A 15,829-nucleotide genomic window follows, 5' to 3' on the forward strand; every position below is an offset into this window, starting at 1 on the left:
TCACGGCGAACGGCAGCGGGCTGTCAGCGGGGCGAGCCCGTCTCGGGCCGGGAATTCACTCGCATCCGCTCAGAATCTCAGAAGGGCAGTTGCGCGTCCGGCTTCTCGGCCAGGATCGCGCGCTTGAACTGGGCCTGGATGCGCGCCAGCGCGGCATCGTTATCGGCTTCGAAACGCATCACCACCACCGGCGTGGTGTTGGACGGGCGCGCCAGGCCGAAACCATCGGCGTACTCGACGCGCACGCCGTCGATCTTGTTGACCTCGCGTGCGCCTTCGAACGTCGCGTTGGCGCGGATCTTGTCGAGCAGCGCGAAGGGTTCGCCCTCGGCGCACTTGAGCTGCAGCTCCGGCGTGCTGTTGGAATTCGGCAGCGCGTTGAGCACCGCGCTGGGGTCGGCATGGCGCGACAGGATCTCCAGCAGGCGCGCGCCGGTGTAGAGGCCGTCGTCGAAGCCGTACCAGCGGTCCTTGAAGAAGACGTGGCCGCTCATCTCGCCGGCGATCGGCGCACCGGTCTCGCGCAGCTTGGCCTTGATCAGCGAATGGCCGGTCTTCCACATCAGCGGCTCGCCGCCGTGCTGGCGGATCCAGGGCGCCAGCTTGCCGGTGCACTTGACGTCGTAGATCACCTGCTGGCCCGGGTTGCGCGCCAGGATCTCCTCGGCGAACAGCATCAGCTGGCGGTCGGGGAAGATGACCTGGCCGTCCTTGGTCACCACGCCGAGGCGGTCGCCGTCGCCGTCGAAGGCCAGGCCCAGCTCGCAGTCGGTCTCGCGCAGGCTGCGCATCAGGTCCTGCAGGTTCTCGACGTGGGCCGGGTCCGGGTGGTGGTTGGGGAAGCTGCCGTCGACCTCGCAGAACAGCTCGGTCACCTCGCAGCCAAGGCCGCGGAAAAGCTCGCCGACGAAGGCGCCGGCCACGCCGTTGCCGGCGTCCAGCGCGATCTTCATCGGCCGCGCCAGCTTGACGTCGGCCAGGATGCGGTCAATGTACTGACGGCGGATGTCGATCTGCCGGTAACCGCCGGCGCCGCTGGTGAAGGTGCCGGCCTCGATGCGCTGGCGCAGGCCCTGGATGGCGTCGCCGTAGATGGCCTCGCCGGCCAGCACCATCTTCAGGCCGTTGTAGTCGGGCGGGTTGTGGCTGCCGGTGACCATGATGCCGGACGTGGCGCGCTGGCCATCGAGCTCGACATAGGTACCGAAGTAGACCATCGGCGTGGCGACCATGCCCAGGTCGATGACATCGAGACCTGCCGCGCGCAGGCCCTCGACCAGGCCGCCGAGCAGGTCAGGGCCGGACAGGCGGCCGTCGCGGCCGACCACCACGGCCCGCTCGCCCTTCTCGACGGCGGTGGAACCGAAGGCGAGGCCGACGGCGCGGGCCACCTCGCGGGTCAGCATCTTGCCGACGATGCCGCGGATGTCATAGGCTTTGAAGATGGTGGGATCGAGTTGCATGGCGTTTTACGATGCGATGAGTGGATGCAGGGGATGCGGCAGGTCACCGCGGCGACAGGGTCGTGGCGCTGCGCAGTGCTGCGTGTACGATTGCCGCTGCAGCCAGTAGCTGCGGAGAAGATGGGGGAAGATACCCCGACGGGGATCTACTTCCAGCGCGCCGTGCTCCACCCGTTTGCGCTGGGAGGGGGAAGGTCGGCGATACTCACCATGCCGAGACGGGCATACTCGCCCTTGAATTCAGACCACGCATTGGCGACTGCGTGCACATCCAGGACGTCGATCGTGACCAGTTCCCGGGCACGGGTTTCCACTGTGAAACTGGCCGAATATCCAGCGGGCGCTTGATCAGTTTCGCTTGCGGCGCCGTGCCGTATGTCCGACCGCCGGATCACGCCATCCAGGACCGTGCCATCCTTCATGCGGATCAACACGATCCCGAACAGCGGCATGCCCTGCGTGATCTTGAGCACGTGTCGAGCTTCGTCCGTATTGGTAGTCAGGCGGCCCATCGGTGAATCGAATCGAGGTCTGTGGATGTCAATCTGTGTCGTATTGCACTGCGAGCGCGATCCGGTCGGCGGCCTGGTCGCTGAATGCGTTCGGTCCCGTTGATCGCAGAGTGGCTCCGACAGCCAAGCGTTGGCTTGGGAGGCGTAGCGGTGGGCATAGGCGCGGGGGCGCCTATGCCCGGGTTGGCAACCGGACCTACCCCATGCCAAGTTGCAGGCAGGATTTTGCTGCATGACAGCAGAAACCTGTTCCCTGCGTACGAAGGGTTCGGGCGTGTTGCGATGCCCTCTTCCACCAGCAGGAGAGGGCGCCTTATCGTCAACGCTATAAGGATGCGGATGCGTTGTCGTCGGCTGCCACAGCCGCCAATTCGCTCAACAACCGCGCCTCCAGCGCCAGCCCCTCCGCCACGGAGAGAATGCCCTCGTGCATGGCGGGCAGCAGTTCGCCGAATTGCGGGTTGCTGGCGGCGTAGTCGCGCAGGAAGAAGAGCAGGCTGTGCAGTTGCGCGGCCTTGTCGGCGGCGACCTCACGCGGGGTTTCCAGTGCGTACCAGGTGGTGACACAGACGGCGCTGCCGCTGTGGCTGACGGTGATGTTGCCGTGGGTGGTTTCAGTCATGGCAGGGCTTCCTTGTCAGCGCGAATGCGCTTGGCGATCTGGTCTGCCGTGGTAGGACCGATAGCCCGGTGAGGGCAAGCAAGATGCGAAGCATGGCGATGCCTCCTTTTCGTGCGGTTGGGTGCCGCTCCCCGCTGCTAATCGGGGTGGGCGGACGCAAGGCAGGGTTAGCAGACCGGCGAAAAGGACCGGCGAGCCCGGAGGCTCCCCCACCAAGGCCCGCCCATGGGAAGCATGGACGCGCGAAGGCGCGACGGACGAAAGGATACCGCCGTTTGGCGATCGTCCATCCTTTTCTACCGGGCTGCTAAACCCGGTCGCTGCGGAAGCAGCGACCCGTCCAGCTTAATGAGGCGATCCGGGCAAAGCATTGCAGCTTGTAAATACTGCGGACTCGATGGCTGGCAGGAGGCAGGGGGCTCTGTGGATCCCCATCGTGTTTGGCAGCCTTCGCGCCATGCGAGCGCTAGTGTGCGCAGGCTTCCGAGTACAACGTTCTGAGCCACGCCTACTGACCGCATTCAAGGTTCCCGCTTCGCTCATGTTGATCGACGGTCATAGCTATCTCCATGGCATAAAACGTGGACGCAGTACCGTCGTGCGCAACGTGGTCACAATGTCCTTAATGGAAGAAGCAAGGGAAAAATCAGCCGAGGTCGGGTCAATAGGCGCGCTTGGGTGGCCGCGGCCAGCGGATGCGCCGCGCTACAACATGTTGCATGACGCCTGTTGACGTGCCGCTAAGACAAGATACAGTGTTACTGTTGACGTGCTATGTAACACAGGGAGGTTCTTGTGAGCGATGCAACCTTCACTTTCCGGGTCGATGATGGGTTGAAAGATGCATTCTCGGCAGCCGCAAAGGCGCGTGATCGCAGTGGTGCGCAACTTCTGCGCGACTTCATGCGTGATTTCGTGCGGCAGCAGCAGGAAGCGGCCGAGCATGATGCTTGGTTTCGCCATCAGGTGGAAATCGGCCGCGCCTCGGCCGACGCTGGCAATCTAATTCCAGCATCGGAGGTCGAAGCCAAGTTCGAAGCAAGGAGAGAGGCGACTCGCCGCCGGCTCAAGGGTGAGTCTTGATGACGCTGTTCTGGACCCCCGAGGCTCTCCAGGACCGTGAAGACATCTACGACTATATCGAAGTCGAAAACCCGGCCGCTGCGCTGGGACTCGACGCAATGATTGCAGAGAAGGCCGGCCGTTTAGCCGAGCACCCAGCGCTTGGCCGGCCTGGCCGTGTGGGCGGCACTCGCGAACTCATAGCACACGAGAATTATCTTCTGATCTATGACATCGTTGGCGGGCAAGTGCGGGTGCTTCGCGTGATGCACGCATCTCGTAGGTGGCCGCCGCAAGCGTAGCGCCAAGGGCAAGCCTCTGGAGGTAGCGAGCTTGCGTTGGCAAGCACTGCACCGATGTGGGAGGGTGAGGGCCGGCATTCGCCAGCACGATGACATTCACCTCGTGCCGGCGCCCACCCTCTCCCCCGGCCCCTCTCCCACAAGTGGGAGAGGGGAGCAAACCGATGGCACGGCGAAGGCCGGCCGGTACTACGTTCGCGCCGGGCTACAGTTTGTAAGTACTCAGCAAAATACTCGTCTCCGTCGCCGAAATCCCCTCAATCATCCGCACCCGGTCCAGCGTCCGGTCGAAGGCTTCGAGCGAATCGGCGCGCAGTTCCGCGATGATGTCCCAGCGCCCGTTGGTGGTGTGCAGGGCCTGCACATTGGGCTCGCCGCGCAGGGCCTGCAATACCTCACGGGATTTGTTGCCTTCCACCGCCACCGTCATCCAGGCGCGGATGCGGTGCGGTTCGGCTTCGGGCTTCAGGCGCACCGTGTAGCCCACGATCACGCCCTCCTGTTCCAGCTTGGCGATGCGGTTCTGCACGGTCGCGCGCGAGACGCGCAGCGCCTTGGCCAGCGCGGTGACGGGGGTGCGCGCGTCGTCGCGCAGCAGGGAGAGGAGTTGGCGGTCGGTGTCGTCCATCTGGCCGGTTTCCGGTGTATTTCAGACGGCACTTGGCAAAGTGCCAGAAAGCACTGACGTTTTGCTAAGACGGTGAGACGTTTTGCTCATTCTGCTCCCTTTTGGCTAACGTCGCCATTGCGCAGAATTCAGTCAGGCAAAACGGAGCCGCCGGTGCGCCCGACCACCTTCCAGGGCGCCCCAGGACTTCCCAGCCGCTATCCCGACCCCTGACACGCCATCTCTATAGATAGGAGCCGAGCCATGCGCCAACCCACCATCCTGCTGATCGATCCCACCCACTACGATGTGTCCTACAGCATCAATCCGTGGATGGACCCGGCGCGGTGGGCCAGCGATCCGCTGGGCATGCACCGCAGCGCCGTGACCGCCTTCGAGTCGCTGCGCACGGCGCTGCTGGCGGCGGGCTTCGCCGTGGAAGTGGCGCAGGGCACGGCCGGCCAGCCGGACATGGTGTTTCCGGCCAATGCCGCCGTGGTGCTGGACGGCCGCGCGCTGCTGGCGCGCTTCCGCTACCCGCAGCGCCGCGGCGAGGAAGCGCCCTTTGCCCGCATCTTCGAAGACCTGCGCCTGCGCGGCCTGCTCAGCGAGGTGAGCCTGCTGCCGGAAGGCTGCTACCAGGAAGGCGCGGGCGACTGCATCTGGGACGCCACGCGCGGCCACTTCTGGGCCGGCTTCGGCCCGCGCTCCACGCGCGCCGCGGCCGATGCGGTGTCGGCCTACTTCGACCGGCCGGTGGTGGCGCTGGAGCTGGCCACCGAACAGAGCTACCACCTCGATGTGTGCTTCTGCCCGCTGTCGGGCGGCGAGATCCTCTACTACCCGCCGGCCTTCACCGCCGAGTCGCTGGTGGCGTTGCGCCGCCGCGTGCCGGCCAGCCAGCGCATCGAGGCCACCGAAGCCGACCTGCGCCACTTCAGCGTGAACGCGGTCAACCTGCACGACCAGGTGGTCATGACCCGCACCACCCCGCACCTGCGCAGCGAACTGGGACAGCGCGGCTACCGCCTGCATGAGGTGGACCTGACCCCCTTCATGCTGTCCGGCGGCGGCGCCTACTGCATGACGCTGCGGCTGGACCGCAGCAGCGCGGGCGTCAGCACGGCCGGGGAAGAGGGCGGGGAGCAGGCGGCGGCCTGAGCGGCAGGCGCCAAGCCAAAGAATACGAACGGAACGGGACCCCACAGGAGCCAACCATGAAGGAAACCGCCTTGACCCGCTTCCTGGACGCCGGCGATGCCGCGCGCCTGGTGCGCCATGTCGGCGTGGGCCAGGCCATTGTCGAATTGGCCGGCCATCTCCAGCAGGACCTGCTGCGCTGGGACGCCTTCGATAAGTCTGCCCGGCTGGCCAGCCATTCGCGCGAAGGCGTGATCGAGCTGATGCCGGTGACGGACGGTGTGCAATACAGCTTCAAGTATGTGAACGGCCATCCGCGCAACGGCCTGGCGGGCCTGCCCACGGTGATGGCCTTCGGCGTGCTGGCCGAGGTGTCGACCGGCTTCCCGCTGCTGCTGGCCGACATGACGCTGGCTACCGCGCTGCGCACCGCCGCCGCCTCGGCGCTGGCGGCCCGCCTGCTGGCGCGCCCGGGCGCCACCACCATGGCGCTGATCGGCAACGGCGCGCAAGCCGAGTTCCAGTCGCTGGCCTTCCACGGCATGCTGGGCGTGCGCACCATCCACGCCTACGACATCGACCCGGACGCCACCGCCAAGCTGATGCGCAATCTTGCCGGCGTGCCGGGCCTGACCATCGTGCGGATGGACTCGGTGCGCGAAGCGGTGCAGGGCGCCGACATCGTCACCACGGTGACGGCCGACAAGACGCACGCCACCATCCTGCTGCCGGACATGATCCGGCCGGGCATGCACCTGAACGCCGTCGGCGGCGACTGCCCCGGCAAGACCGAACTGCACCCGGACATCCTGCGCCGCGCGCGCATTACGGTGGAGTACGCCGCGCAGACACGCATCGAAGGCGAGATCCAGCAGTTGCCGGCCGACACCCCGGTGACCGAACTGTGGCAACTGGTCAACCGCCAGGCGCGCGGGCGCGAGTCGGCCGACGACGTGACCGTGTTCGACTCGGTGGGGTTTGCGCTGGAAGACTACTCGGCGCTGCGCTGGCTGCATGCCAAGACGCATGCCCTGCATATCGGGCGCTATGTGGAACTGGTGGCCAATGCGCCTGACCCGCGCGACCTGTTCGGGTGGGTGATGGCAGGGGAAGGCGGCGAGGCTGGAAAGGCGGCGGAGACGGCGGCGGAGAAGGGGGGCGATACGGGCGCAGCGGCGTTGTTGGGGACGGCCCACGCGCTGGCTGCTTGACGGGCACCGGAGCCGGAAGGACCAGCAAGGACCAAGAAAGATCAAGGACTGGTGGCGCCCCTCTCCATCCGGGGCCGCCGCACAACGGAACCCAGGGGTGGGAACGGGGGCAATGGGCCGGCCGGGCAGCAGCATCGCTCGGCTGGCCCGGCGCCTTTCTGGCGGTCCGCCGTTCTTCTGCGTTTTCTCTTCCCCGATTTCCGGATCGCAATCGTGGTGCCACAAGCGCCTCACGCTGTCGCGCGGGCGCCCGTGCCGCCTCCGCGCGGCCGCCGGGGCGCCGTCACTGCCGTCGCTGCCGCCTCAGGCATGGCAAACTCGCATACCAGCAATGCGCCATCCGCAACCTGCTGCGCCGGTTTGCCAGTAAGAATCGGATCACGCTTTCGCAGCGGGCCGCCCGCCGCCTGGCGGCTTCCCCTCATCGACAGACAGCCAACTGGACAAAGACAACGCAATGGAATCGACAGCATCGCAAACCAGGCGCGTGGCGCTGGTAACGGGCGCCGGCAGCGGCATCGGCCGTGCCACGGCCAACCGCCTGCTGGAAGACGGCTTTACCGTGGTGGTGGCAGGGCGCCGCCCCGAACCGCTGGGCGCACTGGTCGAGGAAGCCAAGGCACGCGGGCGCGAGGCGCTGGCCGTGGAAACCGATGTGCGCGAGTCCGCCAGCGTCGATGCCTTGTTCACCACCATCGAGCAGCGCTATGGCCGCCTCGACGTGCTGTTCAACAATGCGGGGGTCAATGCACCGGCGGTGCCGATGGACGAACTCGATGTCGAGGTGTGGCGCAACGTGATCGACACCAACCTCACCGGCGTCTTCCTGTGCGCGCGCGCCGCCTTCCGGCTGATGCGGCGGCAATCGCCGCAGGGCGGGCGCATCATCAACAATGGCTCCATCTCGGCCCACGCGCCGCGGCCGTTCTCCTCGCCGTACACCGCCAGCAAGCACGCGGTGCTGGGCCTGACCAAGAGCATCGCGCTCGACGGCCGCCCGTTCCAGATCGCCTGCAGCCAGATCGACATCGGCAATGCCCTGACCGAACTGTCGGCGCGGATGCAGAAAGGCGTGCTGCAGGCCAACGGCACGGTGGCGCCGGAACCCATGGTCGACGTCAAGCACGTGGCGGATGCGGTCGGCTATATGGCAAGCCTGCCGCTGTCGGCCAATGTGCTGAATATGACGGTGATGGCAACCAATATGCCGTTCGTCGGGCGCGGCTGAAGCGCGGGCCCCAAGGCGGGCCTGGACGAGCAGGGCAGGGGGCAGGCGGCCGCGCTGGCCGCCTCGTGCCTGGGGGGCGTGCGCCGGAACGGGCCGGGCGGCCCGTCATGGTGGCGCGAAGTGCCCGGGGCCCCGGCAATCAGCCGGCCGTGCGTCCGTTCATCATCAACTGCGCGCGCAGGAAACCCTTCACTTCTTCCAGCGTCGGGGTCTTCAGGAAGACCATGATGCCCCGGTGCTGCAGCGCATCCGTCACACCCTCGAAGCTGCGCCGGCTGGTGATCACGGCGAACACGACGCGCTGGCTGGCAAAGAACTGCTGCAGCTTCTCGATGCGGGCCATTTCCTCGGGGTTCACTTCCTCTACGTAATAGAGGACCACGCGCGGATGGCTGCTGACCGACGCGATGATGGTGTCGATCACATCCTCCACCACCACGCTCTTCAGCGGCAGGCCCCACTTGCTAAGCTGGGTGTGAATCCTCTGCGCCTCTTGGTGGTTCGGGTGGAAGACCACCAGATCCAGTTCGTGCACAGACGCCGGCACTTCCTTGCCCACGCGCGTGGCGAGCAGGTTGTGCACTGTCTCCTTATGGATGCGGCGATGACCGCCGTTGGTTTTCCAGGCACCCAGCTCGCCGCGTTCCACCATCTTCTGGACGGTGCCCAGCGAGACGTTCAGCAACTTCGCCGCCGTCCGGGTACTGTAATAGGGCTTTTCAGCCACATCAGAGTCGATCGTCATCAAACTTACCCCAAGGAATCCGGAAATCCGATGCTCCCACCGCGCTGGTTAACGGCGCCATGCCTTGATTCATGAGAGATGGGAAGCACTCACGGCCAGGATTGCTCACTCTGGTTGGATTCCTCCGCCCGTCGTGTCGGCACTCTTTTGGTGCGTGCATGTCTGCATAGCCATTCAAGGATCAACCCCCCATAGGAGGGGTTGGTCCGAATGATATGACATCTCCGAGAAAAAGGGAGTTCCCGCAAAGAATCCTTACATGTGGGTTTGGGAATCTTCTGTACGAAAGACCACCAATGCCAAATCTGGCAGGGCGCTGGAGGAATGTCCGGAATGCGCGGAATGGCCGAAGCACGCCATCAGCATGGAGCATCTTGTGGCAGGCGTGCGGGGCAAGTGTGGCGAGACTGTTTCGCTGGAACGCAGGGGAAGTGAGACGAAGCCGGCCGCTTTGGCAGGCGCAGATGGCAGAGGCAATCCATGGCGCCGGGAGCGGCGCCATGGCAAACAACGCGCCCGAGGTCAGGCGTAGGTCTTGACCAACTTGTTCTTCAGTGGCCAGCGCTTGGACGCCAGGATCCAGATGCAGATCAGCGGCCCGAACACCGGCACCAGCGAGATGAGTGCATAGCCCGGCTGGAAGTGGGCCTGCTTGAACACGCTTCGGAACGGCAGGAACCAGGCCAGTTCGAAGACCACAAAGGCTAGAAGAAAGGCGATGCTCATTGTGTGGAGGCTCTCGACATTGGGTATTGCGTCAGGGCGCGGTTTCGTGTTTGGTTGCGATTGATTATCGAAAGCGTCCCCTTGTGCTGCACCCCTTCCAGAGGAGGGTTACCGCCAAATTGGGGTAGAGAAGTCCCTCCAAACTGCCGATAACCGGCACCGCGCCTGGGTGTCCGCATCGGCCTCAGGCAAGGCGCGCCGCCCTGCCTCGGCCCCCGCCGCGCCGCCACGCGGCACAGTGTTGCAGCGACATCTCAGACAACCTGAGCGCGGGTCGGATGTCATGACATCGCCATGAGTGGCTGCTACCAGTGTGCGGGTCCTCCCTTGCGTGGGGAGGGGCGGAGTCGAGGTGGCGGCACTCGGCATCGGCACGCGGCTCCACGAACTGGCGGTCGCTGACCCGTACGGCCCGTTCCCCTCCACGTTTGCACAAACCGAAAATGGGTTGATCCCCCTGCGTGTGGGGTGGGGCAGCTTTGGAATGCTTGATACCTTTCGGGCTGGCAAAAAATTGGTGCAATGCCCACAGTGGTATTTCCGGCATATATCCGCTTTTTTTGCTGATTACGAGTGCCGAATTCTCACCCGGATGGGGGTGGATTCAGCCAAGCAGCAACAGCCGGATCCGCAGGCCCGGCGGGGGTTTCCGGGCGATGGGATAGGCGAAAAGAATGTGACGTGATTGCCGCTGAAAGATGGCAATTTTGCGCTAGAAGGAGGCCCCTTCTTGGGGAACTCCCCCTCGCAAAACTGCTAAAATCAACAGTTGCTAAAAAATCGCCATCCATAGGCGATAAACATAGATGCACACGCCGGCCAACGCGCAGGCAGGCCGGGCTTTCCGGCTCGCCGCCAGGCCAGGGGTGTGTGGTTGCCGAGTTGTCCGGCAAGGTGTCGGCAGGGAACGTGCAAAGTGGATGAAGCATGGGTACGGCTGGTCGGCCGGTGTCTCCGTGCGCCTCGCGCGTGCTCGGCGTCATGTCAACTCTGAAGACGTATTCATGCTGTCAAGAATCTCGAGCGCTCGCAAAGGGCTCGCCGCCCTGGTCGCAGTCCCCCTGCTGGCAAGTTGTGCCCTCGCACCTGGCATGCGGTTCGACCCGCAGCGGCCGCTGAACCCCGACGATCCCAATACCGTACCGAAGGTGACGCCGATCACCCTCGACCTTGTGCGTGCGCTGAAGGGGGAGACGCCGGCGGTGAATCAGAATGTGGAGGAACTCTTTGGGGAGGCTCAGCCTTACCGTATCGGTGCCAGCGACATCCTCTCCATCGTTGTCTGGGATCACCCTGAACTTGTGTTCCCTACTCAGACATATTCCATTGGCAACGCCTATGACATCCCCAATTACAGCGGTGCGACCAACGTACCGGGGTATGTCGTGGGCCCTAAAGGCACTATCCAGTTTCCGTATGCTGGCGTTGTAGAAGTCGTTGGCAAGACCGCAGATGACGTGCGTGGCGAACTCAGTAAGAAGCTCGACAAGGTCGTGACCATGCCCCAGGTGACGGTGCGTGTGCTGGCCTATCGCAGCAAGCGCGTCTATATCGATGGCGAAGTAAAAACCCCCGGCCCGCAGAACATCGACGACGTGCCGATGACTCTGATGGAGGCTATCAACCGCGCAGGCGGCATCAATGTTTCCACAGGGGATAACAGCCGCATCCGTGTTACACGCGGCGGTAAGAACTACATAGTCAGCCTGCCCGGGTTGTTGGCGAAGGGTATCGATCCCACTCGCCTTCTGCTGCGCAATGGCGACATCGTGCGTGTGGAGCAGCGAGAGGACAGCAAGGTATTCGTCGCAGGCGAAGTACTGAAGCCGATGTCCGTGTACCCACGCAATGGCCGTCTGACGCTGAGCGAGGCGTTGGGTGAGGCGGGGGGCGTGAATCCCAATACAGCCAACGCAAAGGAAATCTACGTCATCCGCAAGCAGCCTGACGGCGAGGCCGCCGTGTATCACTTGGATGGCAAGTCCCCTGTGTCATTGGCGCTGGCGGAGGGCTTTGAAATGCGGCCGAAGGATATTGTCTACGTGGATACCGCCGGTGTGACCCGTTGGAGTCGCGTGGTCAATCAGTTACTTCCGATCGGTTCGTGGTTCACTTCTACTGCCAATGTCTTGAAATGATCAAAAGCGTCATGATCGTCTGTATCGGCAATATTTGCAGAAGCCCAATGGCAGAGGGGTTGCTACGTAGCGCGTTGCCAGATTTGAACGTCTACTCATCAGGTCTCGGTGCACTGATCGGAAAACCAGCCGACTCCAATTCTATTGAACTGATGAGTGCTATTGGGGTCGACATTCGAGGCCATCGAGCACAGCAAATTAGCAATGTGCTGGCTACCCAGGCAGATCTGATCCTAGTTATGGACAGCGAGCAAAAGCTAGAAGTGCAGCGTCGTCATCCATCCGCAACTGGCAAGGTATTTCGTTTGGGTGAACCCGGTAAATACGATATTCCGGATCCATACCGTCAGCCACATGAGGCTTTCGTAGAAGCGTTGCAGTTGATTCAGCGCGGTGTGGACGACTGGGTGCCTCGTATTCGTGCCCTGGCTTAAATGGAATTTGCAGTGACCAATATGAATCATAATCCTCCATATATTCCAGTTGCTTCACAGCAGCCACCGGAAGACGAGGTTGATATCGTCAAGTATCTCGATGTATTGATCGGGAATCGATGGCTTATTGCCGCAGTTGCCGTTGCAGTTGTTCTATTCGGAACGGCTTACGCATTTCTCGCGCCTCCAGTTTACCGTGCGGATATCCTTGTGCAAGTAGAGGATACCCCCGGAGATGCAAAGAGCCTACTCGGGGATGTGTCGAGTCTGTTCGATGTCAAGACCCAGGCTGCTGCTGAAATCGAGATTTTGCAGTCGCGCATGGTCGTCGGTAAGGCGGTCGATAATCTTCGCTTGTACATTGAAGCAAAGCCCCGCTACTTTCCGCTGATCGGTGAATGGATAGCGGGGCACTCGAAGGGTCTATCGGAGCCAGGGTTTTTGGGCCTGGGTGGTTATGTTTGGGGGAGCGAATCGATCAAGGTTCCCCTTTTTGATGTACCTGAAGAACTTGAGGGGGAAGTCTTCCGCCTGACCGCATTGGGCGATGGTCGCTATCGACTTGAGCAAGATAGTTTAGACACCTCCATTACCGGAAGGGTCGGCGAGCCAGTCGAGCTGAAACAGACTGTGGGCACTATCAATCTCTTGGTGAATCAGCTTAAGGCGAAACCTGGGGCGGTGTTTAAGCTCGTACGCAACTCTCGTCTGAAAACGCTAGAGTTGCTTCAAGATCAACTTACGATCGCTGAAAAGGGTAAGCAAAGCGGGATTATCGGTGCGTCGCTTGATGGCCGTGATCGTCTTCTGACGGCGCAAATCCTCAATGAGATTGGCGAAGAGTACGTCGCTCAAAACATTCGTCGTAAATCAGCAGAGGCAGAGAAGTCATTGGCGTTTCTTGGTGATCTACTACCTCAACTCAAACAAGAGTTGGATCGGGCAGAGGTAAAATATAATGAGATGCGCAATAAGCGAGGTACTTTCGATTTAAGCGAAGAGGGTAAAGCTTATCTGCAAGAAAGCGTGGCGGTTGATACCAATCTTCAGGATCTGAAGCAGAAGCGTGCTGAACTGCTTACTCGCTTCCGTCCGGACCATCCATCGTTGTTGGCTATCGAGCAGCAGATTAACACTCTGGCAGCTAAGTCCGAGAAGCTTAACGGCCGGATGAAGGGGCTTCCAAATCTCGAACAGGACACACTAAGACTTATGCGAGATGTACAGGTTAACAACGACCTGTACGTTGGGTTGCTGAACAACATGCAGCAGCTTAAATTGGTCCGTGCGGGTAAGGTGGGGAACGTCCGACTGATTGATGTTGCCGCAGTACCCGAGGAGCCTGTAAAGCCGAAGAAGGCGCTAGTATTGGCGCTGGCAGTTCTTTTGGGGGGGGCGCTGGGTGTTGCCATTGCCTTCATTCGAAATGTGCTTTATGGCGGGATTACCGATCCTCAAGACATCGAGCAGCATACTGGGCTTAGCGTGTATGCAACTGTTCCGCTTTCGCAGGCGCAATTACCGCTGGCCGAAGAAATACGACTGCGGAATCCCGGACTTCATTTGTTGTCGAGTCTATATCCGGGTGATCTTTCAGTCGAGAGTCTCCGTAGCTTGCGCACAGCGCTCCAGTTCGCCATGCTGGATGCGGGTAACAACCGTGTCTTGTTGACGGGGCCGACACCAGGTGTTGGTAAATCATTCATCTCCGTGAATCTCGCCGCAATTATGGCGTCCGGAGGAAAGAAGGTGCTCCTTGTCGATGCCGATTTGCGAAAAGGATACTTGAATCAGTATTTTGGGAAGGGGTGCCAACCGGGTTTGTCGGATGTGCTTGCCGGGAGAGTCACTCTCGACTCGGCGATCCAGCGAAATGTGACAGAGAATCTTGACTTCGTGTCGACCGGGACTCTCCCTCCAAATCCAGCCGAATTGCTATTGAGCGAGCGCATGGTTCAGCTCCTAGATGCCTTTAGTGAGCAATATGATTTGGTATTGATTGACACCCCGCCCGTCTTGGCTGTTGCGGATACCGGGGTTCTCGCAGCGCGTTGCTCGACGGTATTCTTGGTCACTCGATTCGAGCGGACCACCATTGGAGAGGTCACAGAATCGGTTAAGCAGTTGCGTCAAAGCAATGTTGAGGTAAAGGGGGCCATTTTCAACGGTCTGGATCCAAATGCTTTCCGTTATGGATATGGTTCAAAGTATGGCCGATATCGATACGCCTCGTATTCCTACAATGTTGACCATACCGCACAAAAGAATTAGTAACAAGAAGCAATAATCAGGGATGGGCGAGGCAGTCGCGAACTGCCGTCCAGCATATATTACTGAGCGTAGGGATCGCAGAATGAGAACAGTCGCTGTCGTCGGTCTAGGTTATGTCGGTCTTCCTCTTGCTGTGGAGTTTGGGAAGAAAAGACGGACAATTGGGTTCGATCTTTCGTCGGATAAAGTTTCTGCGTACCGGAATTGCATTGATCCGACCGGTGAGGTGAGTAGCGAAGATCTGCGAAAGGCGGCACAACTCGACTGTCATACTGATGCCAGCGTTCTTGCAGATGCAGATTTCATCATTGTTGCGGTACCTACTCCGGTCGATCTAGCCCATCAACCGGATCTAACTCCACTTATCAAGAGTTCGGAGACGGTAGGACGCTACCTTAAGCCAGGTGCGATCGTTGTTTATGAGTCGACAGTTTATCCGGGCGCTACCGAAGAGGTCTGTATTCCCATTCTCGAGAAGCAATCCGGCCTGAAGTGGAAGAAGGATTTTTTTGTGGGATATAGTCCGGAACGGATTAATCCCGGGGATAAAGAGCGCACGCTAACTAAAATTGTCAAAGTTGTTTCCGGCGATACGGAGAAAACACTGGAAGTCGTGGCGAATACCTACGGCTCAATCATTGATGCTGGCATATATCGAGCATCGAGTATTAAAGTGGCTGAGGCAGCAAAGGTCATCGAGAATACTCAGCGCGATTTGAATATTGCGTTGATGAATGAGTTGGCGATTATCTTCAAGAGACTTGACATTGATACTCTCGAGGTGCTTAGGGCTGCTGGCACTAAATGGAATTTCCTACCATTTCGGCCGGGATTGGTGGGCGGGCACTGCATTGGCGTAGATCCCTACTACTTAACTCACAAGGCCGAGATGCTAGGTTACCATCCCCAAGTAATCTTGGCTGGTCGTCGCATTAATGACGGCATGGCAGCATATGTTGCTCAGGAGACAATCAAAACCCTCATAAAAACTGGACGATCGGTAAAGGGAGCAAAAATCATTGTTCTCGGCTTGACCTTTAAGGAAAATTGCCCCGATCTGCGTAACAGTAAAGTCGCAGACCTAATAAGGGAGCTCGGAGAATTTGGCTGCGACGTTAGTGTGCATGACCCGCTGGCTGAATCCGAGGAGGCGTACCATGAGTATGGTATTCGATTGTCGGATTGGAGCGATTTGCCGTCTGAAGCTGATGCTATCGTTGCTGCCGTGTCTCATGATGCATATACAAAAAGATCTTTGAGCGACTTGGTTGAAAATCTCAGGCCGGGTGGCATCTTTATCGATATTAAATCGGCCTATGAAGAGTCGAAGATCCACGCTCTCGGCTTCAATTCTTGGAGGCTGTGAGC

The 15,829-nt window shown here is 60.8% G+C and carries 16 protein-coding genes; 10 read left to right on the forward strand and 6 right to left on the reverse strand.

Annotated elements, in window-relative coordinates; all coding sequences use genetic code 11:
• Positions 1-77: 77 nt before the first annotated feature.
• The 3 genes from BKK80_RS05555 to BKK80_RS05565 all read right to left on the reverse strand — a co-directional run bounded on the left by BKK80_RS05555 (position 78) and on the right by BKK80_RS05565 (position 2,597).
• Positions 78-1,463: a phosphomannomutase/phosphoglucomutase gene (locus BKK80_RS05555; protein ID WP_071068697.1), complete on the reverse strand. Its 1,386-nt coding sequence runs from the start codon at positions 1,461-1,463 to the stop codon at positions 78-80.
• Between the two features lie 146 nt (positions 1,464-1,609).
• Positions 1,610-1,975 (reverse strand): hypothetical protein, encoded by a 366-nt coding sequence (locus BKK80_RS05560; RefSeq protein WP_071068698.1) that lies wholly within the window; start codon positions 1,973-1,975, stop codon positions 1,610-1,612.
• Between the two features lie 325 nt (positions 1,976-2,300).
• A complete protein-coding gene (locus tag BKK80_RS05565) occupies positions 2,301-2,597 on the reverse strand; it encodes a hypothetical protein (protein WP_071068699.1) in 297 nt (98 codons plus the stop codon).
• Positions 2,598-3,392: 795 nt separating this feature from the next.
• On the opposite strand from BKK80_RS05565, the gene BKK80_RS35365 reads away from it, so the two are divergent.
• Both BKK80_RS35365 and BKK80_RS05570 read left to right on the forward strand, forming a co-directional pair.
• Positions 3,393-3,680 (forward strand): CopG family ribbon-helix-helix protein, encoded by a 288-nt coding sequence (locus BKK80_RS35365; RefSeq protein WP_084545491.1) that lies wholly within the window; start codon positions 3,393-3,395, stop codon positions 3,678-3,680.
• Positions 3,680-3,961: a type II toxin-antitoxin system RelE/ParE family toxin gene (locus BKK80_RS05570; protein ID WP_071070708.1), complete on the forward strand. Its 282-nt coding sequence runs from the start codon at positions 3,680-3,682 to the stop codon at positions 3,959-3,961. The genes BKK80_RS35365 and BKK80_RS05570 overlap by 1 nt, the downstream gene beginning before the upstream one ends.
• A 205-nt stretch (positions 3,962-4,166) precedes the next feature.
• Here BKK80_RS05570 and BKK80_RS05575 read toward each other — a convergent pair whose 3' ends face one another.
• The gene (locus BKK80_RS05575; RefSeq protein ID WP_071011419.1) at positions 4,167-4,589 is read right to left on the reverse strand and encodes an Lrp/AsnC family transcriptional regulator; all 423 of its coding nucleotides are present in this window, start codon (positions 4,587-4,589) and stop codon (positions 4,167-4,169) included.
• 243 nt (positions 4,590-4,832) lie between these two features.
• On the opposite strand from BKK80_RS05575, the gene BKK80_RS05580 reads away from it, so the two are divergent.
• The 3 genes from BKK80_RS05580 to BKK80_RS05590 all read left to right on the forward strand — a co-directional run bounded on the left by BKK80_RS05580 (position 4,833) and on the right by BKK80_RS05590 (position 8,147).
• Positions 4,833-5,729: a dimethylarginine dimethylaminohydrolase family protein gene (locus BKK80_RS05580; RefSeq protein ID WP_071068700.1), complete on the forward strand. Its 897-nt coding sequence runs from the start codon at positions 4,833-4,835 to the stop codon at positions 5,727-5,729.
• A 56-nt stretch (positions 5,730-5,785) separates the two neighbouring features.
• On the forward strand, positions 5,786-6,919 hold the full coding sequence (locus BKK80_RS05585) for an ornithine cyclodeaminase (protein ID WP_084545492.1): 1,134 nt from the start codon (positions 5,786-5,788) through the stop codon (positions 6,917-6,919).
• A gap of 457 nt (positions 6,920-7,376) precedes the next feature.
• Complete coding sequence (locus BKK80_RS05590; protein WP_071068701.1) at positions 7,377-8,147, forward strand: SDR family oxidoreductase; 771 nt, start codon at positions 7,377-7,379, stop codon at positions 8,145-8,147.
• Between the two features lie 139 nt (positions 8,148-8,286).
• Here the strand turns inward: BKK80_RS05590 and BKK80_RS05595 are convergent, their stop codons facing one another.
• Positions 8,287-8,892, reverse strand: coding sequence for a helix-turn-helix domain-containing protein (locus BKK80_RS05595; protein ID WP_071037400.1), 606 nt, complete (start codon positions 8,890-8,892; stop codon positions 8,287-8,289).
• A 522-nt stretch (positions 8,893-9,414) separates the two neighbouring features.
• Complete coding sequence (locus tag BKK80_RS05600; protein ID WP_071037399.1) at positions 9,415-9,618, reverse strand: hypothetical protein; 204 nt, start codon at positions 9,616-9,618, stop codon at positions 9,415-9,417.
• Between the two features lie 352 nt (positions 9,619-9,970).
• Here BKK80_RS05600 and BKK80_RS36250 point away from each other — a divergent pair, with 352 nt between their 5' ends.
• The 5 genes from BKK80_RS36250 to BKK80_RS05620 all read left to right on the forward strand — a co-directional run bounded on the left by BKK80_RS36250 (position 9,971) and on the right by BKK80_RS05620 (position 15,827).
• A complete protein-coding gene (locus BKK80_RS36250; RefSeq protein WP_157903161.1) occupies positions 9,971-10,303 on the forward strand; it encodes a hypothetical protein in 333 nt (110 codons plus the stop codon).
• A gap of 319 nt (positions 10,304-10,622) precedes the next feature.
• Positions 10,623-11,756, forward strand: a complete 1,134-nt coding sequence (locus BKK80_RS05605) for a polysaccharide biosynthesis/export family protein (RefSeq protein WP_071070711.1) — start codon at positions 10,623-10,625, stop codon at positions 11,754-11,756.
• Positions 11,753-12,190 carry a low molecular weight protein-tyrosine-phosphatase gene (locus BKK80_RS05610; RefSeq protein WP_071068702.1) on the forward strand — a complete coding sequence of 146 codons (438 nt, stop codon included), beginning with the start codon at positions 11,753-11,755 and terminating at the stop codon, positions 12,188-12,190. The genes BKK80_RS05605 and BKK80_RS05610 overlap by 4 nt, the downstream gene beginning before the upstream one ends.
• A gap of 21 nt (positions 12,191-12,211) precedes the next feature.
• Entirely contained in the window at positions 12,212-14,461 is a 2,250-nt protein-coding gene (locus BKK80_RS05615) for a polysaccharide biosynthesis tyrosine autokinase (protein ID WP_071068703.1), read from the forward strand.
• A gap of 82 nt (positions 14,462-14,543) precedes the next feature.
• Entirely contained in the window at positions 14,544-15,827 is a 1,284-nt protein-coding gene (locus BKK80_RS05620) for a nucleotide sugar dehydrogenase (protein WP_071068704.1), read from the forward strand.
• Positions 15,828-15,829 lie beyond the last annotated feature (2 nt).

This window comes from Cupriavidus malaysiensis (assembly GCF_001854325.1).
Taxonomy (GTDB): domain Bacteria; phylum Pseudomonadota; class Gammaproteobacteria; order Burkholderiales; family Burkholderiaceae; genus Cupriavidus; species Cupriavidus malaysiensis.